23 protein-coding genes are annotated in these 25,249 nt (G+C 71.4%); 13 read left to right on the forward strand and 10 right to left on the reverse strand.

Features of this window, described 5'->3' with window-relative positions:
• Positions 1-17: 17 nt before the first annotated feature.
• Complete coding sequence (locus NE857_RS23925; RefSeq protein ID WP_254417743.1) at positions 18-1,058, forward strand: LLM class F420-dependent oxidoreductase; 1,041 nt, start codon at positions 18-20, stop codon at positions 1,056-1,058.
• Positions 1,059-1,169: 111 nt separating this feature from the next.
• Here the strand turns inward: NE857_RS23925 and npdG are convergent, their stop codons facing one another.
• Entirely contained in the window at positions 1,170-1,865 is a 696-nt protein-coding gene (gene npdG, locus NE857_RS23930) for an NADPH-dependent F420 reductase (RefSeq protein WP_017581603.1), read from the reverse strand.
• Between the two features lie 127 nt (positions 1,866-1,992).
• Complete coding sequence (locus tag NE857_RS23935; protein WP_254417744.1) at positions 1,993-2,184, reverse strand: hypothetical protein; 192 nt, start codon at positions 2,182-2,184, stop codon at positions 1,993-1,995.
• A 129-nt stretch (positions 2,185-2,313) separates the two neighbouring features.
• Between NE857_RS23935 and map (NE857_RS23940) the strand changes: the two genes are divergently transcribed.
• The 5 genes from map (NE857_RS23940) (at position 2,314) to NE857_RS23960 (ending at position 8,388) form a co-directional block, all read left to right on the forward strand.
• On the forward strand, positions 2,314-3,165 hold the full coding sequence (gene map, locus NE857_RS23940) for a type I methionyl aminopeptidase (RefSeq protein WP_254417745.1): 852 nt from the start codon (positions 2,314-2,316) through the stop codon (positions 3,163-3,165).
• Between the two features lie 342 nt (positions 3,166-3,507).
• Positions 3,508-4,320 (forward strand): HEAT repeat domain-containing protein, encoded by an 813-nt coding sequence (locus NE857_RS23945; protein ID WP_254417746.1) that lies wholly within the window; start codon positions 3,508-3,510, stop codon positions 4,318-4,320.
• Between the two features lie 627 nt (positions 4,321-4,947).
• Complete coding sequence (locus NE857_RS23950; RefSeq protein ID WP_254417747.1) at positions 4,948-5,781, forward strand: M55 family metallopeptidase; 834 nt, start codon at positions 4,948-4,950, stop codon at positions 5,779-5,781.
• A 159-nt stretch (positions 5,782-5,940) separates the two neighbouring features.
• Positions 5,941-7,332: a M20/M25/M40 family metallo-hydrolase gene (locus tag NE857_RS23955; protein ID WP_254417748.1), complete on the forward strand. Its 1,392-nt coding sequence runs from the start codon at positions 5,941-5,943 to the stop codon at positions 7,330-7,332.
• 54 nt (positions 7,333-7,386) lie between these two features.
• Complete coding sequence (locus NE857_RS23960) at positions 7,387-8,388, forward strand: S66 peptidase family protein (RefSeq protein ID WP_425572139.1); 1,002 nt, start codon at positions 7,387-7,389, stop codon at positions 8,386-8,388.
• A gap of 360 nt (positions 8,389-8,748) precedes the next feature.
• On the opposite strand, the gene map (NE857_RS23965) is transcribed toward NE857_RS23960, so the two are convergent.
• Entirely contained in the window at positions 8,749-9,516 is a 768-nt protein-coding gene (map, locus tag NE857_RS23965; protein WP_254417749.1) for a type I methionyl aminopeptidase, read from the reverse strand.
• Positions 9,517-9,595: 79 nt separating this feature from the next.
• Between map (NE857_RS23965) and NE857_RS23970 the strand changes: the two genes are divergently transcribed.
• From NE857_RS23970 to NE857_RS23990, 5 genes are all read left to right on the forward strand, one after another.
• Positions 9,596-9,871, forward strand: coding sequence for a helix-turn-helix domain-containing protein (locus NE857_RS23970; protein WP_254417750.1), 276 nt, complete (start codon positions 9,596-9,598; stop codon positions 9,869-9,871).
• A 154-nt stretch (positions 9,872-10,025) separates the two neighbouring features.
• Positions 10,026-12,041 (forward strand): acyl-CoA dehydrogenase family protein, encoded by a 2,016-nt coding sequence (locus NE857_RS23975; RefSeq protein ID WP_254417751.1) that lies wholly within the window; start codon positions 10,026-10,028, stop codon positions 12,039-12,041.
• A gap of 112 nt (positions 12,042-12,153) precedes the next feature.
• Positions 12,154-12,459 (forward strand): hypothetical protein, encoded by a 306-nt coding sequence (locus NE857_RS23980; protein WP_254417752.1) that lies wholly within the window; start codon positions 12,154-12,156, stop codon positions 12,457-12,459.
• 85 nt (positions 12,460-12,544) lie between these two features.
• Entirely contained in the window at positions 12,545-13,825 is a 1,281-nt protein-coding gene (locus NE857_RS23985; protein ID WP_254417753.1) for an MFS transporter, read from the forward strand.
• 61 nt (positions 13,826-13,886) lie between these two features.
• Positions 13,887-14,291 (forward strand): hypothetical protein, encoded by a 405-nt coding sequence (locus tag NE857_RS23990; RefSeq protein WP_254417754.1) that lies wholly within the window; start codon positions 13,887-13,889, stop codon positions 14,289-14,291.
• A gap of 15 nt (positions 14,292-14,306) precedes the next feature.
• On the opposite strand, the gene NE857_RS23995 is transcribed toward NE857_RS23990, so the two are convergent.
• The 6 genes from NE857_RS23995 to NE857_RS24020 form a co-directional block, all read right to left on the reverse strand.
• On the reverse strand, positions 14,307-14,882 hold the full coding sequence (locus NE857_RS23995) for a hypothetical protein (protein ID WP_254417755.1): 576 nt from the start codon (positions 14,880-14,882) through the stop codon (positions 14,307-14,309).
• 163 nt (positions 14,883-15,045) lie between these two features.
• Complete coding sequence (locus NE857_RS24000; protein WP_254417756.1) at positions 15,046-15,666, reverse strand: TetR/AcrR family transcriptional regulator; 621 nt, start codon at positions 15,664-15,666, stop codon at positions 15,046-15,048.
• Positions 15,667-15,703: 37 nt separating this feature from the next.
• Positions 15,704-16,876, reverse strand: a complete 1,173-nt coding sequence (locus NE857_RS24005; RefSeq protein WP_254417757.1) for an acyl-CoA dehydrogenase family protein — start codon at positions 16,874-16,876, stop codon at positions 15,704-15,706.
• Positions 16,873-19,002, reverse strand: coding sequence for an ATP-binding protein (locus NE857_RS24010; RefSeq protein WP_254417758.1), 2,130 nt, complete (start codon positions 19,000-19,002; stop codon positions 16,873-16,875). Before NE857_RS24010 ends, NE857_RS24005 begins: the two co-directional genes overlap by 4 nt.
• A 16-nt stretch (positions 19,003-19,018) precedes the next feature.
• The gene (locus NE857_RS24015; RefSeq protein ID WP_254417759.1) at positions 19,019-20,617 is read right to left on the reverse strand and encodes an acyl-CoA carboxylase subunit beta; all 1,599 of its coding nucleotides are present in this window, start codon (positions 20,615-20,617) and stop codon (positions 19,019-19,021) included.
• Positions 20,614-22,395, reverse strand: a complete 1,782-nt coding sequence (locus tag NE857_RS24020) for an acyclic terpene utilization AtuA family protein (protein WP_254417760.1) — start codon at positions 22,393-22,395, stop codon at positions 20,614-20,616. Before NE857_RS24020 ends, NE857_RS24015 begins: the two co-directional genes overlap by 4 nt.
• Before the next feature lie 142 nt (positions 22,396-22,537).
• On the opposite strand from NE857_RS24020, the gene NE857_RS24025 reads away from it, so the two are divergent.
• Entirely contained in the window at positions 22,538-23,038 is a 501-nt protein-coding gene (locus NE857_RS24025; protein WP_254417761.1) for a hypothetical protein, read from the forward strand.
• Positions 23,039-23,247: 209 nt separating this feature from the next.
• Positions 23,248-23,835 (forward strand): hypothetical protein, encoded by a 588-nt coding sequence (locus NE857_RS24030; RefSeq protein WP_254417762.1) that lies wholly within the window; start codon positions 23,248-23,250, stop codon positions 23,833-23,835.
• A gap of 65 nt (positions 23,836-23,900) precedes the next feature.
• On the opposite strand, the gene NE857_RS24035 is transcribed toward NE857_RS24030, so the two are convergent.
• Positions 23,901-25,190, reverse strand: a complete 1,290-nt coding sequence (locus NE857_RS24035; protein ID WP_254417763.1) for a thymidine phosphorylase — start codon at positions 25,188-25,190, stop codon at positions 23,901-23,903.
• Between the last annotated feature and the right edge of the window lie 59 nt (positions 25,191-25,249).

Consider the following 25,249-nt stretch of genomic DNA (forward strand, 5'->3'; position numbering starts at 1 on the left):
CACCGGGAGGACAGCACATGCGCATCTCGATGCCGCTCCAGTACGCGGGCGAGCCCAAGGACGCCGTCGAACAGGTCGTCGAGCTGGAGAAGGCCGGGCTGGACACCGTGTGGGTGGCCGAGGCCTACGGCTACGACAGCCCCACCCTGATGGGCTACCTCGCCGCACGCACCGAGCGGGTGACGATCGGCTCGGCCATCCTGCCGATGTACAGCCGCACCCCCACCCTGATCGCGATGACCGCCGCCGGGCTGGACTACCTCTCCGACGGACGCGCCGTTCTCGGCCTGGGTGCCAGCGGCCCGCAGGTCATCGAGGGCTTCCACGGCATCCCCTACACCAAACCGCTCGGCCGCACCCGCGAGACCATCGAGATCTGCCGCAAGGTCTGGGCCCGCGAGGAGCACCTGACCCACGACGGCAAGGTGTTCCAGCTACCGCTCCCCGCCGAGCGGGGCACCGGCCTGGGCAAGCCGCTCAAGATCATCAACCACCCGGTGCGCCCGGCGATCCCGATCTTTGTGGCATCCCTGGGCGAGAAGAACGTCGAGATGACCGCCGAGATCGCCGACGGCTGGCTGCCGCACCTGTTCATACCGGAGAAGGCCGAGAGCGTGTGGGGCTCCTTCCTGGCCAAGGGCAAGGCCAAGCGCGACCCCGGGCTGGGTGAGCTGGAGATCTCCGCGGGCGGGCTGCTGGCCATCGGGGAAGGCGAGGACACCAGGAAGCTCGCCGACTTCACCCGCCCGATGATCGCCCTGTACGTGGGCGGCATGGGCGCCAAGGGCAAGAACTTCTACAACACGGTGGCCCAGCGCTACGGGTACGAGGAAGCCGCGGAGAAGATCCAGGACCTCTACCTGGCAGGGAAGAAGGAAGAGGCCGCGGCGGCGGTCCCGGACGAGTTCGTGGAGCTGACCAACCTGGTCGGCCCCGAGTCCTACGTGCGCGAGCGGGTGGAGGCCTTCCGCGCCGCCGGGGTCACGCAGCTCAACGTGACACCGGTGGGCGAGAACCCGGCCAAGCTCATCGAGAAGGTCAAGGAGTGGGCATCCTAGGCTGACTCGGCTGCCTCTGGCACGCCGACGGCGCCGCCTCCCGAGAGGACGGGAAGCGGCGCCGTTCGCGCGTGTTGGGGGGGTGGGGGTACCGCGGGCCCGGAGACCGGTCTAGAGGCCGGTGATCCGAATGCCCGCGTGGGTCTTGTAGCGGCGGTTGACCGCGATGAGGTTGGCGGTGAACGCCTCGACCTGGTGGGCGTTGCGCAGCCGTCCGCCGAAGACGCCCCGGACTCCGGGGATCTGCTCGGCCAGGGCGCGTACGACGTCGGTGGCGTCGCGGTCCTCTCCCAGCACCAGCACGTCCAGGTCGACCTGCTCGACCTCGGGGTCCAGCAGGATCACGGCGGAGACGTGGTGGAAGGCGGCGGTGACCCGGCTGCCCGGCAGGACCTCGGCGGCCTGCTGGGCCGCGCTGCCCTCGGCGACGTCCAGGGCGAAGGGGCCCTTCTTGTCGAAGCCCAGCGGGTTGACGCAGTCCACCACGATCTTGCCGGCGAGGCGGTCGGCCAGCGAGACCAGCAACTCGCGGTGGCCGTCCCACGGGACGGCGACGATGACGATGTCCCCCTGCGCGGCGGCGTCGGCGTTGGCCAACCCGTGCACCTGGAGGGTGGCGGACTCGGCCTCCACGAGTTCGCCCGCGGCCTTGGCGGCGCGCTCGGCGTTGCGGGAACCGATGTAGACGGTGTGTCCGGCCAGGGCGAACCGGCGGGCGAGCCCGCGCCCCTGGTCACCCGTACCGCCCAGGACGGCAATGGTCAGCTCGGAGATGTCCGTGCCCTGCGACGCGTTCTGTTCACTCATGGGGCGATCCTGTCAGAACGGGGTGGGGCGGGGAACGCACAGGGCCGGTCGGAGAACGTTCCGCCCGGCCCCGGGAATCCCTGGGGACACCGTCAGCTGCCACCCCGCCGGCTGTCGCCCTTGTTCGCTAGCTGTTGCCCTCGTCCTCGTCCTGCTCTTCCCAGGCCTCGTTGCGTTCGGCGGCGATGCTCAGGGCCCGGGCCGCTGTGGCCTCGTCCTCGTAGGGGCCCATCCGCTGGCTGTTCGGGCAGCCCGCTCCGTGTTCGACCCTGTTGTGCCGCAGGCAGTACCACCAGCCGTCGTCCTGTGCGTCGTTCACTGCCGGACCACCTCTCGTCGTTTGGCGGGTACGTGGGGATCTACCCGCAGCTGGGGCGCTCCTCACACCCACCCGGCCGGAGCCGTCGCCCGGCCCGGAGGGTGTGCCCACGAACTACAATCAGTGTCCATGACTACTCCGCTGGTTCCTGGGCGCATCTCGCCACAACGTTCGGTCCCCTCGCACATCATCCGGCCGGAGTACGTGGGGCAGAAGCACCCGGTGGAGGGTGTCCTGGGGGACATCCAGACCCCGGAGACCATCGAGAGGATCCGGGTGGCGGGGCGCATCGCCGCCCAGGCGCTCGAGGAGGTCGGCAAGAACATCCAGCCCGGGGTGACCACGGACGAGCTGGACCGGATCGGCCACGAGTTCCTGCTCGACCACGGCGCCTACCCGAGCACCCTGGGGTACAAGGGCTACCCGAAGTCGCTGTGCTCCTCGCTCAACGAGGTCATCTGCCACGGCATCCCCGACGACACGGTGGTGCGCGACGGCGACATCGTCAACATCGACATCACCGCCTACAAGGACGGCGTGCACGGCGACACCAACGCCACGTTCCTTTCGGGTGAGGTCTCCGAGGAGAACCGCCTCCTCGTCGAGCGCACCCGCGAGGCCACCATGCGCGCCATCAAGGCCTGCCGCCCGGGGCGCCAGATCAACGTGATCGGCCGCGTCATCGAGTCGTACGCCAAGCGCTTCGGCTACGGGGTCGTCCGCGACTTCACCGGCCACGGCGTGGGTCCGGAGTTCCACTCCGGTCTGGTCGTCCCGCACTACGACGACCCGCGCGCCACCACCGTGATGGAGCCGGGCATGACCTTCACGATCGAGCCCATGATCACTCTGGGCGGCGTGGAGTACGACATGTGGGACGACGGCTGGACCGCCGTCACCGCCGACCGCAAGTGGACGGCCCAGTTCGAGCACACCCTGGTGATCACCGACTCCGGCGCGGAGATCCTCACCCTGCCGTAGACGCTCGCCTCCCGAAAGACCCCGCAAGGACCCCGGACGCCGCCAGGCCCGGGGTCCTTCGCCTGTCCAGGGGTTCGAACAACCGCGAACCGGGGTACTTCTCCTTCGGCAACCCCGAGTGGGCCGCCTTCACGTCCGGGGTGAGCCGGTTGACCGCTTGAAGGACCAGAGCACCAGGGCCTCGACCGCCGGTAGGCGCCGGGGCCCTCACCCGTGCGGTCAGCACGAAGCGGGTTGAGACAGGTTGGGAAAACCCCTGCACCAAGGCCTCACTTCCGGATTGACTGATCCTTGGTACTACCGACCCACCGTCACGACCGATCGACACACAGGAACCAAGCCATGGCGATGTTCGTCCACCTGACCCCCCGCGCCAACATCTCCCGCGTCCGAAGGTCCGGTGTACGCACCACCATGGGAAACGAGGGCGTCCACGGAGTGTTCTGCTTCCCCGTCCTTCCCTCCTACACGGTGACCCACCAGTGGCTGCGCGAGCTGGCCCGGCACCACGGGCCCCGCGGGCTCGTCGGGGTCTACCTGAGGCTGCCCGACGACGAACCGGTCACCGTCGGCCACTACGGCGACAGCGACGGCCCCGAACGGGTGGCCGCCGCCGAGGCCGTGCGCGTGGTCGCCGGGCTGGAGGACCCGCGCGGCTGGGAGGTGTTCATACCCCGCAAGGTGACCAGGAACGAGGTGCACCGCATCCGCGAGGTCCGCCAGGTCACCGGCTGGCGCTACTTCCCCGACGCCCACGGCACCGCCCCGTGCACCTGCCAGGGCTGCGTCGAACCCGGCGGTTACGGCTCCAGGCGCCTGCTGGAGCGGAACCCGCACCCACTGGACGGCCCGCCGCCCCCGCCCCGGGTCCTACTGGAGCGCATCGCCGAGGCCTCCAACCGGGGCGACACCATTGCCCTGCGCGAGGCCCTGTCCTGGCTCGGCCAGCGCCGCCGCGGCCCCCTGGACCGGGTGACCGCCCTGTCCGGCCACCCCGAACCCCTGGTACGCGCCACCCTGGCCGAAGCGATCACCCCCTGGGGTACCCCGGGCGTGGACACCCTCCTGGCCCACCTGGCCGAGGACCCTGACCCCAAGGTCCGCGAAGCCGCGACCCTGGCCATCGAAACCCGCTCGACAAACTCCAGCGGCTGAGGCTTTCCAACAGTCCTTGAGGATCCTGAGGGTGAGGAGAAGAACTCCCGAAGGCGAAGAGCCCTCTGGCGGGTGAGGGCCGTGAGGACCCCTTAACGGTGAGGGCCCTTCACAACAGACAACCCACGACACAGACAACCCACGACACAGGCAACCCATAACAGCGAGACGCCCATTCTCCCGGGCCGGTGGGAAACGGGTCGCGTGTCGCGGCCGGTCAGTCACACCCGCGTGCTACACGAAGGGGCCGCTTTTCCGCCAGAGAGAAGGGCTGTCCGCTGCTTCCGAAACCCCCTCAACCCGGATGATCTTGCTACCAGAGGCAAGTTCGGCGCTGATTTCGCTTCTGGTAGCAAGATCATCTTCGAAACAGGGGCCGAAACCGTGCTCAGGGGTCTCGTGGGCCGCTGTTGGTGTTCGCCGGTACGGGTGAACGGCCGCGACACGCGACCCGTTCCCCGCAGGGCTGGAGATCCGGCTTCCTTCCCTGCCGCTTTTCCGTCGCCAGCCTTGACCGGCCGCGACACGGCCAGGCGTTCCGCTCCGGAGCGGGACAACTGTGGAGGAGTGGCTCGGACTGCGGGTGACTCTGGATAAGCGGAGGCTTGCGGGACTAGGGTCTTCTGGATGAAGATCCTCATCTCCGCGGACATGGAAGGCGCCACCGGCGTCACCTGGCCCGCTGACTGCGAGCCCGGGACCGAGCAGTGGCAGCGGTGCCGGGGCATGTTCACCAGTGACGTCAATGCCGCGATCGGTGGGCTTTTCGAGGGCGGTGCCACCGAGGTGCTGGTCAACGAGGCGCACTCGACGATGCGCAATCTTCTTCTGGAGGAGCTGGACGAGCGGGCCACGATGATCACCGGGCGGCACAAGGAGCTCTCCATGGTGGAGGGCGTCCAGGCCGGGGACGTGGACGGGATCGTCTTTCTCGGGTACCACTGCGGCGCCGGGGAGGACGGGGTGCTCGCCCATACCTATCTGCCGAACGCGATCACCGGGGTGTGGCTGGACGGCCAACCTGCGAGTGAGGGCTACCTGAACGCGGCGGTGGTCGCCGAGTACGGGACACCGGTGATCCTGGTCACCGGGGACGACCGGGCCTGTGAGGACGCCGAGTCCTACGCTCCCTTCGCGCGAACGGTCGCGGTGAAGGACCACGTGAGCCGGTACGCCGCCCGGTGCCGACCGCCCGCGCGGACGGCGGCGGACATTCGGGAGGCCGCGGAGAAGGCCATGCTGTTGGCTGGGCGGTTGGAGCCGGCCTCGCCCGCGGAGAAGGCCATGGAGATCGAGGTCGACTCCGCGCAGCTGGCGCAGGCGGCGGCGATGGTGCCGGGGGTGACGCGTACGGGTACGCGGCGGGTCCGGTACACCTCGCCGGACGCCTACGAGATGATCCGCGCGTTCAAGGCGGTCTGCACCCTCATCTCCAGTTCCATGGAGAATAACTACGGTTGATTCTTCCGGTCGACTGGCCGAAGTTCTGGCCGAACGCCGGGACACTCCCCCGTCGAAACCGGTAGAACTGTGGCGGGGCCGGCATCGAACCACACGGGTGATCCGTGTGTCCGACTTGAGCAAGACCCCTGAACCCCTGCTGAGAGCGAGGCCGAGCCCGTGGGCCACACGAATACCTCCCTGCCCGACAGCGTCCGAGAGGACGCCCTCGTCGAGGCCGGTGAGGACGCCATCCGCCTCACCCGCGAGCTGATCCGGCGGGACTCCACCAACCACGGCAAGGGCGTGGGCGACGAGCGCGCCGCCGCCGAGTTCGCGGCCGAGGCACTCGGGGCCGCCGGGCTTTCGCCGGTGGTCCTGGAGTCGGCGGACCGACGCGCCAACGTGGTGGTGCGCATCCCCGGCACCGATCCGGACGCGGACGCGCTCCTGGTCCACGGCCACCTGGACGTGGTACCCGCCGACGCCCACGACTGGACCTTCCCGCCCTTCGCGGGCGAAATCGCCGACTGCCCGGTCACCGGGGTCCCCTCGCTGTGGGGCCGTGGTGCCGTGGATATGAAGAACACCATCGGCATGGTCATCGCCGTGGTCCGGTACTGGTCGAAGCTGGGCCTGCGGCCGCGGAGGGACATCGTGCTGGCGTTCGTGGCCGACGAGGAGGACAGCGCGGCCTACGGGGCCGACTACCTCGTGCGCGGCCACGCGGACCTGTTCGAGGGCTGCACGGTGGCGATCGGCGAGGGCGGCGGCCACACCGTGCACGCCGAAAGCGTCGGGGGTGACGTGCGGCGCCTGTACCCGATCGGGTCCGCCGAGCGCGGCAGCGCGTGGTTGACGCTGCGCTCCTACGGCACCGCCGGGCACGGCTCCCGGCCGCCCCGGGACAACGCCGTGGGCGCGCTCGCCGCCGCCGTGGCCCGGATCGACCAGCACCGCTGGCCGCTGCATCTGACCCCGGTCACCCGGGCCGCCATCGACGCCATCGCCGAGGCGCTGGAGGTCGGCCGTACCTCCGGTGACCTGGACAGCAACGAGGCCGTGGACGCCCTGGTGGCGAAGTTCGGCACCGCTGCGCCGCTGGTCTCGGCGACGGTGCGCAACAGCACCGCGCCCACGATGCTCTCGGCCGGGTACAAGGTGAACGTGGTGCCGGGCGACGCCACGGCGGGCGTGGACGGCCGGGTACTGCCCGGCGCCGAGGAGCAGTTCGTCGAAACCATGGACGCGCTGACCGGTGACCGTGTGGAGTGGGAGTACGCGCACAGTTCGCCGCCGGTGGCCGCGCCGGTGGACTCCGCGGCCTTCGAGGCGCTGCGCGCCGCGGTCCTGGCACACGACCCCGAGGGTCTGGTGGTCCCGGTGTGCCTGGGCGGCGGAACGGACGCGAAGGTCTTCGCGCGGCTGGGGATCGACTGTTACGGCTTCTCCCCCCTGCGTATGCCGGCGGGGCTCAACTACCCGAGCCTGCTGCACGGGGTGGACGAGCGGGTGCCGCTGGAGGGGCTGCGCTTCGGGGTGCGGGTGCTGGACAGTTTCCTGCGCGCCTGACGGAACGGACAACGAAGAGGGACGGGGACAGACGTGGGTGAGTCGGTGACCGAGGTGCGCGGCGATCGGGACGGGGCCCCCGGGCCGGTGACGGGCCCGCGCCCGCCCCGCCCGAGGGCTCGGGCGGCGCGGGCGCTGACCCGCCCGCCCCGGCTCCGGGAGGGTGACCGGGTGCGCCTGGTCGCCCCGTGCAGCCCGGTTCCGGCCGCGCAGCTGGACACCGCGGTGGAGGTGCTCCGGGGGTGGGGTCTGGAGGTCGAGCTGGCCCCGCACGTGCGCGACCGCCACCCGCTGCTGCCCTACCTGGCCGGGACCGACCGGGACCGGGCCGCCGACCTCCAGGAGGCCTGGTGCGACCCGGATGTGCGCGCGGTGTTCTGCGCGCGCGGCGGGGACGGGGCGCACCGGATGCTGGACCTGCTGGACTTCGACGAGATGCGGCTGGCCGAGCCCAAGGCGCTGATCGGGTTCAGCGACATCACCGCGCTGCACGAGGCGTTCGCGGTGGAGCTGGGCATGGCGACCGTGCACGGGCCGGTGGTGGGGACACGCTACTTCGTGGGTGACGAGGCGGCCCAGCGGGAGCTGCACACGACGCTCTTCGCCCCCGAACAGCGGTTGGTGCTCAACTCCCCGGGCGCGCACGCCCTGGTGCCGGGCCGGGCCGAGGGGGTGACCTTCGGCGGGAACCTGAGTCTGCTCAACAACGGCCTGGCCACTCCGCACAGTCGGCTTTCGGCGGCGGGCGGCATCCTGATCCTGGAGGACGTCAACGAGGACGCGGCGCGGATCGACCGGATGCTGACCCATCTGCTGCGCACCGGTTGGATGGACGGTGTGGCGGGGGTGGCGTTGGGCACGTGGACCGACTGTCCGCCGGATCTCGGGGTGATCGCCGAGCTGATGCGCGACCGTCTCGGTCCCCTGGGGGTTCCGGTGCTGTGGGGGCTGGAGTTCGGCCACTGCGCCGCGCAGCTCACCGTCCCGTTGGGCGTCCCGGCGGCGCTGGACAGCGAGAACGGCAGTCTGGTGTTGTCGGTTCCCGGTCTGGAGTGACCACCGAGGGGTGGTCACCGGGGTAGCGACCGCCGGGCCCGGGAATCAACACCCGTCGGCCCCTCACCGAGGTGGTCGACGAACTGGTGGCCATCGCTCAGGAGTTTCGGACACAGTAGATGCAGTAAATGAGCGGTGGCCCGCCCGCACGCTCCACGGGCGGGACACCGCTCCGGACCCCGGCCGGTACTGGAGTACCAGGTAGGCCCGCCAGCACCGCTTTCGCGACGCCGTCTCATGACTCATTGTCGCGCAACCGACACGCCCCCGCGCGGAGTTTCGGACATCAGGCGGCATGTTTTTTTCCTGAACCCAATCCCGGAACGGAGCGGGCGCGTCCGTATCGTCCCGCTCCTCCCCTCAGGGGAGGGTGAGCACCACGGGACCGTCCTCGGTGACCGCGATCGTGTGCTCGCAGTGGGCGGCCCGGCTGCCGTCGTCGCTGATCACCGTCCAGCCGTCCTCACTGTGGGCGTAGCCGTCCGAGCCACCGCGTACCAGCATGGGTTCGATGGCCAGGGTCAGTCCCGGACGGAGCTGGTACCCCCGCCCCGGGCGGCCGTCGTTGGCCACGTCCGGGGCCTCGTGCATGGTGCGGCCGATGCCGTGCCCGCCGTGGTCGGCGGTGAGCCCGTACCCGGCCGCGCGGGCCTCGGCGGCGATGGCGTGCCCCACGTCGCCCAGACGGCTCCCGGGGCGGGCCGCCGCGACACCCCGGGCCAGTGCGGCCTCGGTGGCGGCGATCAGGGCGAGGTCGGCGGGGTCGGCCTCGCCCACCACGAAGCTGATCGCGGCGTCGCCGGACCAGCCGCGCAACCGGGCTCCGCAGTCGACGCTGACCAGGTCCCCGTCGGCCAGGACCCGCTGCCCGGGCGGGCCGTGCACGATCTCGTCGTTGACGCTGACGCAGGTCACCCCGGGGAAGGGGGTCGGCGCCCAGGCCGGTTGGTAGCCCAGGAAGAGCGGCTCGGCGCCCGCGACGGCGATGACCCCGGCGGCCGCGCGGTCCAGGTCGGCGGTGGTGCGGCCGGGCTCGGCGAGGTCGCGTGCGGCGGCCAGCGCGTGGGCGACCACACGGCCCGCCTCCCTCATCAGGGCGATTTCTTCGGGGGTCTTGATCTCGACCACGGGGATCCTTCCAGAGAGAGCGAGGATAACTATACCGGTATTACTATACGACCCCAGGGGTCCGGGATACACTCGCCCCATGGTTCGAGAACCGCTGACCGAAGAGCAGATCGAACGCGGCCGCGCCCTGGGCACCCTCCTGCGCCAGGCCCGAGCCGACCGCACGATGGTGGACGTCGCCCGCGCCTCCGGGATCTCCGTGGAGACCCTCCGCAAGATCGAGGGCGGCCGCATCCCCACCCCGGCCTTCTTCACCGTCGCGGCCGTCGCCGCCACCCTGGGCCTGTCCATGGACACCCTCCTCGCCCGGATCGACACCGCCGTCGCGCCCTCCTCCCCCGCCGTGGCCGTCTGACCGGCAACTCTCCCGGTGCCCGGCCGCGACCCCGGCCGGGCACCCCCTAACGTTGGGACTCACACACCCGCGACCCGGGCGTGTTCACGGCCGCCCACAGGCGCGGGGTGGTAACAGGTGGACATCGCGTCAACGACGACCACAGGGGGAGCACATGAGCGAACAGGCACTGTTGAAACTGGACGAGGCCGAGCTGCGCGGTCTGCTCGACGGGCGATGGGCCAACATCCGTGAACGCGCCCGCGACGTCATCCAGGGCGAACAGTTCGCCCCCGTGCACGGGCTGTCCATGGAGGACCACCGCGCCCGCACCCTCAAGCAGCTCATGGCGCTGGCCGAGACCGGCATGCCCGCCTACGGGTTCCCCGAGTCCGTGGGCGGAACCGACGACATCGGCGCCTCGGTGGTGGCCTTCGAGATGCTCGTCGCCGACATGTCGCTCATGGTGAAGATGGGTGTGCAGTTCGGACTGTTCGGCGGGGCCATCAAGGCCCTGGGCACCGACGAGCACCATCAGAAGTACCTGCCCGACGTCATGACCGTGGCGCTGCCCGGCTGCTTCGCGATGACCGAGACCGGGCACGGCTCGGACGTGCAGCGCCTGCGCACCACCGCCACCTACGACGCCGCATCCGGTGAGTTCGTGGTGCACACCCCGGACGAGTCCGCGCGCAAGGACTACATCGGCAACGCCGCCCGGGACGGCCGTATGGCGGTGGTCTTCGCCCAGCTGCGCACCCCGGACGGCGAGGGCGGACTGATCGAGCACGGCGTGCACGCGCTGATGGTGCCCATCCGGGACAAGAAGGGCAAGCCGATGCCCGGGGTGACCATCGAGGACTGCGGCCCCAAGGCTGGGCTGAACGGGGTCGACAACGGCCGCCTGTGGTTCGACGGCGTGCGGGTGCCGCGCACCAGTCTGCTCAACCGGTACGGCGACGTGGCCGCCGACGGCACCTACTCCAGCCCGATCGAGAACCAGAACCGGCGGTTCTTCACCATGCTGGGCACGCTGATCCGCGGCCGCATCAGTGTGGCAGGGGGCGCGGGCACCGCCACCAAGGCCTCGCTGGCCATCGCGATCCGGTACGCGGACACCCGCCGCCAGTTCACCCGCCCGGCCACGGACTCCCGACCGGAGCAGGAGGTGCGGATCCTGGACTACCTCGCCCACCAGCGCAAGCTCCTGCCCGCGCTGGCCCGCACCTACGGGCTGCACTTCGCCCAGGAGGAGCTGGTCACCCGCCTGCACGAGCTGTCCAAGTCCGAGGAGCGCGACGAGCGCGCCCAGCGCGAGCTGGAGTCGCGCGCGGCCGGGCTGAAGGCGGTCGCGACCTGGCACGCCACCGAGACCATCCAGACCTGCCGCGAGGCCTGCGGCGGCTCCGGCTACCTGGCGGAGAACCGGATCCCGCAGCTCAAGGCCGACTCGGACATCTTCACCACGTTCGAGGGCGACAACACCGTCCTGTTGCAGCAGCTCACCAAGGCCCTGCTGACCAACTTCAAGGACTCCTTCGGCGACCTGGACCAGCTGGGCCTGGCCCGGTTCATGGCGGGCAAGGTGTTCGAGACCGTCATCGAGCGCACCGCCGCCATCCCGCTGATCGACCGGCTCATCGCCGCCGCCCCGGGCCGCGACGAGGCCAGCCTGTACAACCGGGGCTGGCACCTGGAGCTGTTCGAGGACCGGGAGAAGCACATCACCGAAGGGCTGGCCGGGCGGCTGCGCCGGGCCAAGAAGGACGGCAGCGACGCCTTCGAGGTGTTCAACCGGGCCCAGGACCACGTGCTCGCGGCCGGTCGGGCACACATGGACCGGGTGGTGCTGGAGGCGTTCGTGGCGGGTATCGACCGCTGCGGCGACAAGTCCACGGCCAAGCTGCTCAACCGCCTGTGCGACCTGTACGTGCTGTCGGTGATCGAGGAGGACCGGGCCTGGTTCCTGGAGCACGAGCGGCTCTCCACCGCCCGGACCAAGGCGGTCTCGGCGGCCGTGAACGACCTGTGCCGGGGACTGCGTCCGTACGCGGTGCAGTTGGCTGACGCCTTCGGTCTGCGTGACGAGTGGCTGGGCGCGCCGATCGCCCTGGGCGCGGAGGAGCGGCGCCAGGAGGTCCAGCAGGCGGACGAGCGGGCGGAGCGGCCGAAGCAGGAGCAGGAGGCCTGACCGCACCCGGCGCTCCCCGCCCCAGGTCGAGTACGAGGTCACCGGGCGCGGCAGCGAGGAATACTTCTCCCTGCCGCGCTCGGCGCTGCGCGGACACGAGACCAAACCGGGCGTGCTCGCCGCCGGGCTCGGCCTCGCCGTGGGCCTGCCCCGCCAGGAGGCCCTCACCCTGCTCCGACAACGGCTGGCAGGGCTGGAGGCCTGGCGGGCAGCAGTGGTCAAGCACTACGGCCCCGAACAGGACCCCGAGCAGCAGGGCCACATCGGTGAGGTCATGGACATGTGGGTGCACGCCTCTGGCTACGAGGCCGCCTGGACCCGCGGGGTGATCGGCCGGATCGAGGGCGGCGCGTACACCTTCGCGGGCGAGGAGGGCGCCGCACCCTATGAGGGCGTGCTGTCGGCCAAACGCATATGAGTCCGTCCCTGAACCACCCGGGACCTTCCCCGAGCCGGACCATCTGGCCTAACATGAACTCTTCTCATGTTAGGCAGGTCACACTGTGCGCACACCCCCCGCCGCACGACCCCCGAACGAGCTCCCCCCGGCCCTGGCCGAACCCACCCGCAACGTACGCGCCCTGTGGGTGGCCGGGATCAGCCTGGCCAACCTCGGCATGTGGATGGCCTTCTTCGGCCCCCTCCAGGTCCTGCTGCCCGAGCAGATCGGCCGGGTCTCCCCCGCCGACAAGGAGACCGTCCTGGCCTGGGTCACCGGGATCGGGGCGGCCATGGCCATGATCGCCACCCCGCTGGCCGGGGCCCTGTCGGACCGCACCACCGGCCCGCTCGGCCGCCGTAGGCCCTGGGTGCTGGCCGGGGCGGTGCTCGGCGGCGCGGGACTGATCGTCCTGGGCACCCAGGAGAGCGTCACGGGGATCCTGCTGGGCTGGTCCTTCGTGCAGACCGCGCTGTCCTGCCTGAACGCCACCCTGCTCGCCGCCGTCCCGGACCACGTGCCCCGGAGCCAGCGCGGGGCGGTCTCGGGCTGGATCGGCATCCCCCAGTCGGCCGGGGTCGTGGCGGCGGTCGTCCTGGTCACCGTGGTCGTCACCGAGATCTCCCCCGGCTACACGCTCATCGGCGTCCTGACCATCGCGTGCGCCCTGCCGTTCGCGCTGCTCTCCCCGGACCCGCCGCTGCCCCCCGAGGCTCGCCCGCCCTGGCGCAACTTCGCCCGGAGCCTGTGGGTGTCGCCCCGCCGCCACCCGGACTTCGCCTGGGCCTTCCTCACCCGGTTCCTCATCGGCACCGGGAACGCGATGTTCGTCCTGTACCTGCTGTACTTCCTGCGCGACGCGGTGGGCTACGAGGAACTCTTCCCCGGTTCCTCGGCCACGGACGGATTGCTCACCCTGATCCTCGTCTACACGGCGGCTGTCGTGGCCACCACCGTGCTGGCGGGTGTGGCCTCGGACCGGATCGGCAGACGGCGCGGCATGGTGGCCTTCGCCGGGCTGGTGATGGGCCTGCCCGCGTTCGGGTTGGCCCTGTACCCCACCTGGACCGCGGCGGTGGTCTGCGCGGTGGTGCTGGGCGTGGGGTTCGGTGTTTTCCTGTCGGTGGACAACGCGCTGGTGACCGAGGTACTACCGACCGCCGAGGGCCGCGCCAAGGACCTGGGCATCGTCAACATCGCCAGCTCGGGCCCGCAGGTAATCGCCCCGGCCCTGGCCGGACCCATCGTGGTCCACTTGGGCGGCTACCCGGTCCTGTACACGGCCTGCGGGGTGATCTCCCTGCTGGGCGCGGCCGCGGTCTGGAAGATCAGGGGCGTGCGCTGAGCACGGCCTGAGTCCCGTGTGGCCCCTGGTACACCCGTGCCGCCGGGGTGAGGATGGGTTCATGGACGAACGGCAGGAGTGGGACTGGCTGGTCAGGGAGCTGACCGAGGGCACGGAGATGACCGTCTACCCCGGCGGGGCCGGGCCGCCGGTCACCTATCGGGCCACCAGCCGCGCCGAGGTCCTGCCCGGGGAGCGCGGTATCCGGATCAGCTGTTTCAAGGGCCGGGAGCTGGAGGAACCGATGGTCCTGCACCTGGACCCGCCCACGCTGGCCGCGCGGTTGCGGGACCTGGTGGAGGACGCGGTGGCGGCGTTCGGCACCAGGCGCGAGGGCGGCCTGGTGGAGGCCCGTGCGCTGTTCATGGTCCACCTGGAGGAGACCGTGGAGACCGCCAGACCGGGCGAGGTCCACCTCGTCCCAGCCCGCGGCGGCTTCGACTCCCTGCGCGAACCCCCGACCTGAAGCCCGGGACCCGGGTCAGTCCGTGACGGCGTCCAGGGTTCCGCTGTCGGCGCGGGTGTGCGAGGGGGTCTCCTCGCCGCGCTGGCGGGCCGGTTCCCACCACCACCAGTGGGTCTCGGGCACCCAGGCCGGGACCGCCTCGACGGTGGCCGGGCTGGCGTCGGCCGCCACCGCTTCCAGGGCGTCGTCGATGTGCGGCAGGGCGTCCAGGTCGACCGGGCGCAGAAAGCTCTGCAGTGGCACGAACTCGTCGCCCAGGAGCTGGAGCATGGAGCGGCGCCAGCAGGCCGGGCGGTAGCCCTCGTGCCGGCCGTTCTCGGCGGCGGTCTGGGTCCGCACCACGTACAGGCTGATCCGGACCGGGTTGTTCCCGCTCACCAGGATCTCGGCGAGTCTGGCGTTGAAGTTCTGCCCCGCCGGGGACTGGCGTTCGGCCTGGGAGGTGGCCTGGTAGAGCTCGAAGAGCCGCGCGAACGCGGTGTCCATGAGTGCGTCACGGTCCCTGCCCCGTGCGGCGCTCTCCTCGAACGCCTCCACTGCCCGCCTGGCCAGGCCGGGAAGGTCCCTGCCCGAATCCGCACCCACCGGCACACCGCCTTGTCCAGAGAAACCGTTGTGAAGAACTGTTGTGGCCGGTGCTTTGCCCGGCCTTTTCGATCATAAGCGCCCGCCGCCCGGAGGTGGTAGGCGGCCGACGATAGAACTCACTCACCAGTAAACACCGCTGACCCCGGCAGCCGGCCCCGACCGCAGGTCAGTCTCCCGCCGCCAAAGCCTGGTCGAGCATGCGGGCCCACTGACGGACGATGTGGCGGCGGCGCGGTCCGTCGTCGGTGAGGAGGTTGGCCAGGCCCAGCCCCCGGGCCAGGTCGAGGGTGGCCTGGACGGCCTCCCGCGTGCCGGGGACCGATTCGTCGGCGCCCAACAGATCGACCACGGCGCGGTGCACCTCCCGACCCACCTGTTCCTCCAGGGGGATGACGCGTTCGCGCAGGGCGGGGTCGCTGGCGGCCCCGGCCCACAGCTGGAGGGCGGCGTTGAAACCGGTCCCGCTGAAGGCGTCCACCACCATCTGCACCACGGCCTCGGTGCGGCCGGGCCCCTCGGGGACCGACTCCACCCGGCGGCTCAGGTCGGCGCCGCGGCTGTCCACGATGTGCCGCAGCGCTGCCAGCAGCAGGTCCTCGCGGGTGGGGAAGTGGTGCTGCGCGGCGCCCCGGGACACCCCGGCGCGTTCGGCGACCGCGCCCACCGTGGCCCCGGCCACTCCGCGTTCGGACAGGCATCCCACCGCCGCGTCCAGCAGCCGGGCCCGGGTGGCCCGGCTGCGCTCCTGTCTCGGCTCCCGGTCGGAGACCCCCGATGCCGTGTCCACTGCGCGCCTCTTCTCCCCTGGTGTGCCGCCCCCGCGGTCAGTACGACTTGGGCAGGCCGAGGGACTGCTGGGCCACGTAGTTGAGGACCATCTCCCGGCTCACGGGGGCGATCCGGGCCAGCCGGGAGGCGGCGATCGCCGCGCCCAGCCCGTACTCACTGGCCAGACCGTTCCCTCCGAGGGTCTGCACGGCCTGGTCGACGGAGCGCACACACGCCTCCGCGGCGGCGTACTTGGCCATGTTGGCCGCCTCCCCGGCGCCCGCGTCGTCGCCGGAATCGTAGCGGAGCGCCGCGTGCTGGGTCATCAGGCGGGCCTGTTCGGTCTCGATCTTGACCTGCGCCAGCGGGTGGGCCAGCCCCTGGTGGGCGCCGATGGGCCGGTCCCGCCACACCACGCGCTCCTTGGCGTAGGCGACCGCCTTGTCCAGAGCGTGGCGCGCACTGCCGGTGGCCAGAGAGGCGGCCATGATGCGTTCGGGGTTGAGTCCGGCGAAGAGCTGGAGGAGCCCGGCGTCGGGGTCACCGACCAGGGCGTCGGCGGGCAGTCGGACGTCGTCCATGAACAGCTGGAACTGGTGGTCCGGGCTGACGATGTCCATCTCGATCCGCCGCGCCTCGAACCCGGGGGTGTCGGTGGGGACGGCGAACAGCGCGGCGGACAGGCGTCCGGTGGCCTCGTCCTCGATGCGGCCGACCACCAGCACCGCGTCGGCGACGTCCACGCCGGAGATGTAGGTCTTGCGGCCGTTGAGCACCCAGCCCCCACCGTCGCGGCGGGCGGTGGTGGTGATGCGGTGGGCGTTGGAGCCGGCGTCGGGTTCGGTGATGGCGAAGGCCATGATGGACTCGCCGTTGGCCAGGCCGGGCAGCCAGCGCCGGCGCTGTTCGGGGGTGCCGAAGCGGGCCAGGACGGTGCCGCAGATGGCCGGGGAGACCACCATCATCAGGGTGGGGCAGCCCGCGGCGCTGAGCTCCTCCAGGACGGCGGCCAGGTCGCCGATGCCGCCGCCTCCGCCGCCGTACTCCTCGGGGATGTTGACGCCCAGGTAGCCCAGCTTGCCCGCCTCGCGCCACAGTTCGGTGAGGTAGGCGCCCTCCTTGGCCTTGGTTCTGTAGTACTCGGATCCGTATTTGGCGCCGAGGTCGGCGACGGCGGCGCGGAGTTCGACGCGTTCGGCGGGTTCGTTGAAGGTCATGGCACCGGTCATTGGTCGAGCCCTTCGTTGTGGGGGGTGGTCCTCGCGCCCGGGGAGCCGTGGTCGTCGCTGTCCAGGGTGTCGTCGGGGTCACCGGTCTCGGGGTCGGTGTAGTCGAGCACGGCCAGTGGCGCCCCGGCCGGGACGCGTTCCCCCGCGGCGACCGGGAGTTCGCGGACGGCTCCGGCTGCGGGGGCGGTGACGCGGTGCTCCATCTTCATCGCCTCCATGCGCAGCAGGGTCTGGCCCTCGCGGACCTTCTCCCCCACGGTGACGTCCACGGCGGTGACCGTGCCGGGCATGGGCGCGGGCAGGGCGCCGGGGTCGACGGTGGCCTCGGGTTCGGGGAGGGGGTCGACGGGGGTCAGGGTGACCGAGCCCACCGCGGACTCGACGTACACCTCGCACTCACCCGAATGAACAGCGAAGGCGCGGCGCAGCCCGTCCACCTCCAGGACCACCTGGTCGGGGGCGGCCGAGAGCACCCGTACGCCCTCCCGCTCGGGCAGGTGGGAACCACGCACCGACCGGAAGGCCGAGGTGATCTCGCGGCCCGCGTCGGTGGTGTGGCGGCGCCGGTGCGGGGCCGAGGGCAGGTTGCGCCAGCCCGCGGGGATACCGGCGGGGAGAGCGCTCTCCCCCCTGGCGGTCTCCATCGAGGCCAGGGACGCGGCGAGCGCGGCCAGTTCCTCGGTGGCGGGTTCGGCCAGGGGCTGGGCCAGCGCGGTGAGGCGGTCGCCGGTCAGGAAGGCGGTGTGCAGGCGTTCGGGCCGGTGGTGGGCCCGGGCGAAGTCGGGGTGGCGCAGGGCGCGCACGAGCAGGTCGCGGTTGGTGCCCACCCCGTGCAGGCGGGCGTCGGCCAGGGCGGCGGCCAGGCGGCGCAGGGCGTCGCGGCGGTCGGTGCCGTAGGCGATGACCTTGGCGAGCATGGGGTCGAAGTCGGTACCGACGGCGTCGCCCGCCTCCACCCCGTGGTCCAGGCGCACCCCGGGGGTGGTGAGGGGGGTGAAGCTGACGGTGGCGGCGGGGACGTCGAAGGCGTGCAGGAGACCGGTCCGGGGCCGCCAGTCGTTGCGGGGGTCCTCGGCGTACAGGCGGGCCTCGACGGCGTGGCCGCGCGGGGCGGGGGGTTCGGCGCCGGGCAGGGGTTCGCCCTCGGCGATCCGCAGCTGCCACTCCACCAGGTCCAGGCCGGTGACGCACTCGGTGACGGGGTGCTCGACCTGCAGGCGGGTGTTCATCTCCAGGAAGACGGGCTCCCCGAGCCCCTCCTCCGTGACGGGCACGAGGAACTCGGCGGTTCCGGCGCCGGTGTAACCGATGGCCGCGGCGAGGTCACGGGCGGCCAGGTGCAGCCTTTGCCGGGTCTGCTCGGGCAGTCCGGGCGCGGGCGCCTCCTCCAGGACCTTCTGGTGGCGGCGCTGCGCCGAGCAGTCGCGTTCGCCCAGTGCCCAGACGGTGCCGTGGTGGTCGGCCAGGACCTGGACCTCCACGTGGCGGCCGCGTTCCACGTAGGGCTCGCAGAAGACCGAGGAGTCGCCGAAGGCGGAGGCGGCCTCGGTGCGCGCGGCCCGGGCCTGAGCGGCGAGCGCGTCGAGGTCACGGACCACGCGCATGCCGCGTCCGCCGCCGCCGGACACCGCCTTGACCAGGACGGGGAGGTCTTCGGCGCGCACGTCCTCGGGGTCGAGGGCGTCGGCGACCGGTACCCCGGCGTCGCGGGCGACCTTCTTGGCGAGGGTCTTGGAGCCCATCTGTTCGACCGCTTCGGCGGCGGGGCCCACCCAGGTCAGCCCGGCGCCGGTGACGGCGCGGGCGAAGGCGGCGTTCTCGGACAGGAAGCCGTAGCCGGGGTGGACGGCGTCGGCCCCGGCGGTGCGGGCGGCGGCGACCAGCGCTTCCGGGTCGAGGTAGGCGTCCACGGGGCCGCGCCCCTCGGGGACGCTCAGTCGAACGGCGGCGTCGGCCTCGCGGACGTGCGCGGCGTTCTCCTCACCGGGGGCGTGCACGGCGACGGTGGCCACACCGAGGGCCTTGCAGGTGCGGATGATCCGGCGGGCTATCTCGCCCCGGTTGGCGACCAGCAGCGTGCCGATGGGCCGGGCGCCGTCGGGGCTGACGGAGGTGGTGGGGGTCATGTCGGTCCTCCCCTTCTCACATTCGGAAGACACCGAAGCGGTCGGTGCCGCGTACCGGTGCGTTGCTGGCGAAGGACAGGCACAGCCCGAGGACGGTGCGGGTGTCGCGGGGGTCGATGACGCCGTCGTCGTAGACCCGGCCGGACAGGAACATCGGCAGGGACTCCGCCTCGATCTGGTTCTCGACCAGTTCGCGCATGGCGGCGTCCTGGTCGTCGTCGTAGGGCTGGCCCTTCTTCGCGGCCGAGGCACGCGAGACGATCGAGATGACCTCGGCGAGCTGCTTGGGGCCCATGACGGCGGAGCGGGCGCTGGGCCAGGAGAACAGGAAGCGGGGGTCGTAGGCGCGGCCGCACATGCCGTAGTGCCCGGCCCCGTAGGAGGCGCCGATCAGCACGGACAAGTGCGGGACGGTGCTGTTGGAGACGGCGTTGATCATCATCGAGCCGTGCTTGATGATGCCGCCCTGCTCGTACTCGGCGCCGACCATGTAGCCGGTGGTGTTGTGCAGGAAGATCAGCGGGGTGTTCGAGCGGTTGGCCAGCTGGATGAACTGGGTGGCCTTCTGCGCCTCTGCGCTGAACAGCACGCCGTTGTCGTTGGCCAGGACGCCCACGGGATAGCCGTGCAGGGTGGCCCAGCCGGTGACCAGGCCGGGGCCGTAGGAGGGTTTGAACTCGTCGAACTCCGAGCCGTCCACCACGCGCGCGATGACCTCGCGGGGGTCCACGGGGACCTTGAGGTCGGGCGGCATGATCCCGAGGAGCTCCTCGGCGGGCAGGAGGGGTTCGCGGACCTGCCCGGCCGGGGCGGGCCCGGCCTTGGTGTGGTTGAGGCGGGCCACGATGCGGCGGCCGATGCGGATGGCGTCGTGCTCGTCCTCGGCCAGGTGGTCGGCGAGCCCGGAGACCTCGGCGTGCATGCGCGCGCCGCCCAGGGACTCGTCGTCGCTCTCCTCCCCGGTGGCCGCCTTGACCAGCGGCGGGCCGCCGAGGAAGACCTTGGAGCGGTCCCGGACCATGACCACGTGGTCGCTCATCCCGGGGACGTAGGCGCCGCCCGCGGTGGAGTTGCCGAAGACCAGGGCGATGGTGGGGATCCCGGCGGCCGAGAGCTGGGTGAGGTGGCGGAAGGTGCCGCCGCCCGGGATGAAGATCTCCTTCTGGGTGGGAAGGTCGGCGCCGCCCGACTCCACCAGGCTGATCATCGGCATCCGGTTGCGTTCGGCGACCTCCCCGGCCCGCTGGGACTTCTTGAGGGTCCAGGGGTTGCTGGAGCCGCCGCGCACGGTGGGGTCGTTGGCGACGATCACGCATTCCACGCCCGAGACCACGCCCACGCCGGTGACCACGCTGGCGCCCACGTGGAAGTCGCTGCCCCAGGCGGCCAGGGGTGAGAGTTCGAGGAAGGGGCTGCCCTCGTCCAGGAGGAGTTCGATGCGTTCGCGGGCCAGCAGTCCGCCCCGGGAGCGGTGGCGTTCGACGTAGCGTTCACCGCCCCCGGCCAGGGCCTTGGCGTGTTCGGTGCCGAGCTCGGCGAGTTTGGCGAGCATGGTGTCCCGGGCCTCGGCGTAGGCCGGGCCCCGGGTGTCGAGTCTGGAGGTCAGGACGCTCACGGGCCCTCCTCGGGCAGCGGGGACTGGGCCAGCGGGTTCGGGGGCAGCGGTGAGTCGGCCAGCAGGGACTCGGGGATGGGGAAGCGCCGGGCGCGCAGCCACTCACCGACCCCCTTGGCCTGGGGGTCCTGACCCTCACGGCGGGCCGTACCGGGGGCGAGCATCCCCTCGATCCAGAAGTTCGCGGCGCGCAGACTCGGCAGCAGGTGGCGGGTGACCTTGAGGTCGGCGGTCTCCGGGAGGAGTTCGCGCAGCGCCTCGACGGTGAGGGTGTGCGCCAGCCAGCGCCAGCCCTCGTCCGAGGTGGCCCACACGCCCACGTTGGCGTCGGCGCCCTTGTCTCCGCTGCGCGCGCCCAGGACCAGGCCGAGGGGGGCCAGCCGGGTGGGCCCGTCGATCACCGGACCTGAAAGCGGTTCCGGCAGCGGGGGTTCGGGGAGCTCGGTCAGCTCCCTGGTGTGTTCGGGGTGCGGGACGCTCTCGCGGTCGCCTTCGGGGGTGATGACGGTGTGCTCGACCTCGAAGGCGGGGACCAGCGCGTGGGTGACCGCCACCCCGTCGGGGCGGGCCTCGCGCGGCGGCGCGGTGAGGTGGAACCCGGCGTAGCTGGCCAGGGCCAGTTCCACGGCGGCGGCGCCGAAGCGGCGTCCGATGACGGCGGGGTCGTGGTCGCGGGCGACGACGCGCAGCCGCGCCGTGGCCTCGTCCTGGGTGTCCCCGTGCGGGTCGAGAGCCGGGGTGAACTCGAAGCTCAGCTCACCGGGCTTGTTGTGGGCCAGGGCGGCGCGCATCTGGCGTTCGGCCTGGTCCGCCTTGGCCCGGGCGTCCAGACCGGTGATGAGGAAGTCGACCTCGTTGCGGAAGCCGCTGATCCCGGTCAGCCCGACCTTCAACTCGGGCGGCGGCGCCTCACCGCGCACCCCGCTGATCCGCACCCGGTCGTCGGCCTCCTGAACCAGGTGAACGGTGTCCAGGCGCGTGGTGACGTCGGGGCCCGGATAACGCGCGCCCGCGATCTCGTAGACGAGCTGAGCCGTCACGGTTCCCACGGTGACCGCGCCGCCGGACCGGGCGTGCTTGGTGATCACCGAAGAACCGTCCTGAGCGATCTCGGCGATCGGGAAACCCGGGTGGTCCAGACGCCTGTCGGCGAGTTCGCGGGCCAGAGCGTAGTTGCCGCCGGTGGCCTGGGTTCCGCACTCGATGACGTGCCCGGCGGCGGTCGCCCCGGCAAGGGCGTCGAGGTCCTCCCTGGTCCAACCGAAGTGCGAGATCGCCGGGCCCACCGCGAGTGAGGCGTCGGTGACACGACCGGTCACGACGATGTCGGCCCCCGCGTCCAGGCAGCGCGCGATCCCGAAGGCGCCCAGGTAGGCGTTGGCGGTCAGAGGCCCGCCGAGGTTGAGCTCCTCGGCGCGGTCCAGCAGGTCGTCCCCGGTGACACAGGCGATGCGGGGTTCGAAGCCGAGGCTGTCGGCCAGCTCGGTGAGCTTGTCGGCCAGGCCCCGGGGGTTGAGGCCGCCCGCGTTGGTGACCACGCGGACGCGGCGTTCCATGATGATCGCCAGGCACTCGCGCATCTGCTTCAGGAAGGTTCTGGCGTAGCCCCGGCTCGGATCGGCCAGCTGGTCGCGGCCGAGGATGGCCATGGTGAGTTCGGCCAGGTAATCGCCGGTCAGGACGTCCACGGAGCCTTCGGTGAGCATCTCGTGAACGGCCGAGAGCCGGTCACCGTAGAAGCCCGAGGCGTTCCCGACCCACAGAGATGTAGCGGTCATGGCAAAGAGAGTGACACCGGACACAGAAAAAAACAAGCATCCATGATTGTTTTTCCCTCAATCATGCCCGTGGCCAGAACCGGCCGCGATTGCCCTGTTACAGATGGCGAAAACGGGATATGCGCCCGGTATTTTGGCGCGCGTGAATACCTCCTCCGAAGACACCAGCACCACCGCCCCCACCGACGACAAGCCCGAGAGCTCCGAGGCCGACTCCACCCCCGAGGCCGACTCCACCCCCGAAACCAACTCCACCCCCGAGGCCTTCCTCTCCGGTCAGCACACCGTTCCCCGCCCCAGCCTCTTCGGCGCCGAGACCTTCAGCGTCGCGGGCTTCCTCATGCTGGCCACCACCCTGTTCGCCACCGAGCTCATCGCGATCTTCAGCCGATGGGTCCTCACCCCCTCGATCTCGGAGAGCGACGCACCGAGTGTCGTCGTCCAGGGCTCGCTCACCGGTTCGGCGGTGCTCGCCGGACTGGCCGTGATCTGCGCCGCCGTCGCCCTGTTCCGCGCCGGCACCACCACTCGCGCGTGGGCCCGACAGCTGGCCTCGGCGACGATACTGGCGGGCATCCTGTGCGTGATCCTGGCCGTGCTGACCTTCGTCCTGATGCCGACCCCGGTGTACCCGGCCCCCTGATCCGTCCCACAACCCACACACGAACCACCCTGGACACAGGACCCCAAGAGGCCGGAGGCGATGCCTCCGGCCTCTACCCGTGCCCGCCGGGAACCGAGGCCCGGCTCTTCCGCCCGTGTGGGGGCACTGACCGGAACTTGGTGCTTTTCCGGGTCTGAGCAGGCGATTCTTAGGTCCCGTTTATCCGGACCCGCGGGTACGTTGGCCGCGTGAGTACCGCACCGGAAGACAACACCAGGCCCGAGAACACCAACAGCCCCGCAGCAGGTGCCCCGCAGCCGAAGTTCGAACCGGGGTTCGCCACGGAGCCCCCCGTCGCGGCTCAGGACACCGAGCCCGCGGAGGGCGGCCTCGACGGTGCGGAGCACGGTCAGGAGTACGACCACGAGCACGAGCACGAGTTCGCGGTCGCTCCGGCCGAGCCCCGCACCGGCGGTGCGTTCTCCTCGGAGACCCTGAGCATCGTCGGCGCGGCGCTGCTCGCCGTGACCGTCCTGTCCGGGCAGCTACTGGAGATCCTCACCAGCATGATCCTGGTCGGTGGCCAGGCCATCGACCCGAACCAGATCCGGCAGATCGAGATGCAGGTCTGGATGGGCGGCGCGGTGGCCCTGCTCACCGTGCTCTCCTCGACCCTGGCACTGGCCCTGCTCAACAGCGGCACCCGCCACTGGGCCAAGTGGACCGCCACCGCGACGACGATCGTGGGCTTCCTGTTCGTCCTGGTGGCCGCCGCCTCGTTCCTGCTGATCCCGGAGGCCGCACCGCAGCAGATGCTGCCGCCCATCATGGACTGACGGCAGGGCCCGCAGACGTGCAGGGGAGGGGCTGGCACCACGCCAGCCCCTCCGTGTGTGAACGGTCAGGACACGCGGTCGATGACCAACGGCTGGACCTTCTGCTCCAGCACGTCCTCGATGTCGAAGGCGCCCTCCAGGGCCTGGGCGGCGCGGTCGAAGCGCTCCGGCTCGTCGGCGTGCAGGGTGAACAGCGGCTCGCCAGTCTTGACGGCCTCGCCCGGCTTAGCGTGCAGGGTCACTCCGGCGCCGAAGGACACCGCGTCCTCCTTGCGGGCGCGGCCCGCGCCCAGGCGCCAGGCGGCCAGGCCGACCTGGTAGGCGTCCAGCCTGGTCAGTACGCCGTCCGCCGGAGCCAGCACCACCCGGCGCTCGGCGGCCTCGGGCAGAGGCGCGTCCGGGTCGCCGCCCTGGGCCCGGATGAGGTCCTTCCAGGCCTGCAGGGCGCCGCCGTCGCGCAGGGCCTGGGCCGGGTCCTTCACTCCGTTCTCGCCCGGGGTCAGCCCGGTCGCGATCAGCATCTCCCGTGCCAGGGCCACGGTCAGCTCCACGACGTCGGCCGGGCCGCCGCCGGAGAGCACCTCCACGGCCTCGGCGACCTCCAGTGCGTTGCCGACCTGGCGGCCCAGCGGCGTGGCCATGTCGGTGAGCAGGGCGACCGTACGCACCCCGTGGTCGTTGCCGATGTCCACCATGGTGCGGGCCAGCTCACGCGCCGCGTCGGCGTCCTTCATGAAGGCGCCCGAGCCCACCTTGACGTCCAGAACCAGGGCTGCGGTCCCCTCCGCGAGCTTCTTGCTCATGATGGACGCGGCGATCAGCGGGATGGACTCCACGGTGCCGGTGACGTCGCGCAGCGCGTAGAGCTTGCGGTCGGCCGGGGCCAGCCCGGACCCGGCCGCGCAGATCACGCCGCCGGTGCCGGTGATGACCCGCCGCATCTCCTCGGTGGACAGCGACGCGCGCCAGCCGGGGATGGACTCCAGTTTGTCGAGGGTGCCGCCGGTGTGGCCGAGCCCGCGCCCGGACAGCTGCGGGACGGCCGCGCCGCAGGCGGCGACGGTGGGGGTGAGCGGCAGGGTGATCTTGTCGCCGACGCCGCCGGTGGAGTGCTTGTCGGTGGTGGGCCGGGCCAGGTCGGAGAAGTCCAGCCGCTCCCCCGAGGAGAGCATCGCCTCGGTCCAGCGGCTCACCTCGGCGCGGTCCATGCCGCGCAGGAAGATCGCCATCGCCAGCGCGGCCATCTGTTCCTCGGCCACATCACCACGGGTGTAGGCCCCGATCACCCAGTCGATCTGCTCCGGGGTGAGTTTTCCCCCGTCGCGCTTGGCTCGGATGATCTCGATGACGTCCATGTCATGTTCCTTCCGTGGTGAAGAAGTACTACGAGGTGGTGCGAGAAAGGCGTCTCCCC

It is taken from the genome of Nocardiopsis exhalans (assembly GCF_024134545.1).
Lineage (GTDB): Bacteria > Actinomycetota > Actinomycetes > Streptosporangiales > Streptosporangiaceae > Nocardiopsis > Nocardiopsis exhalans.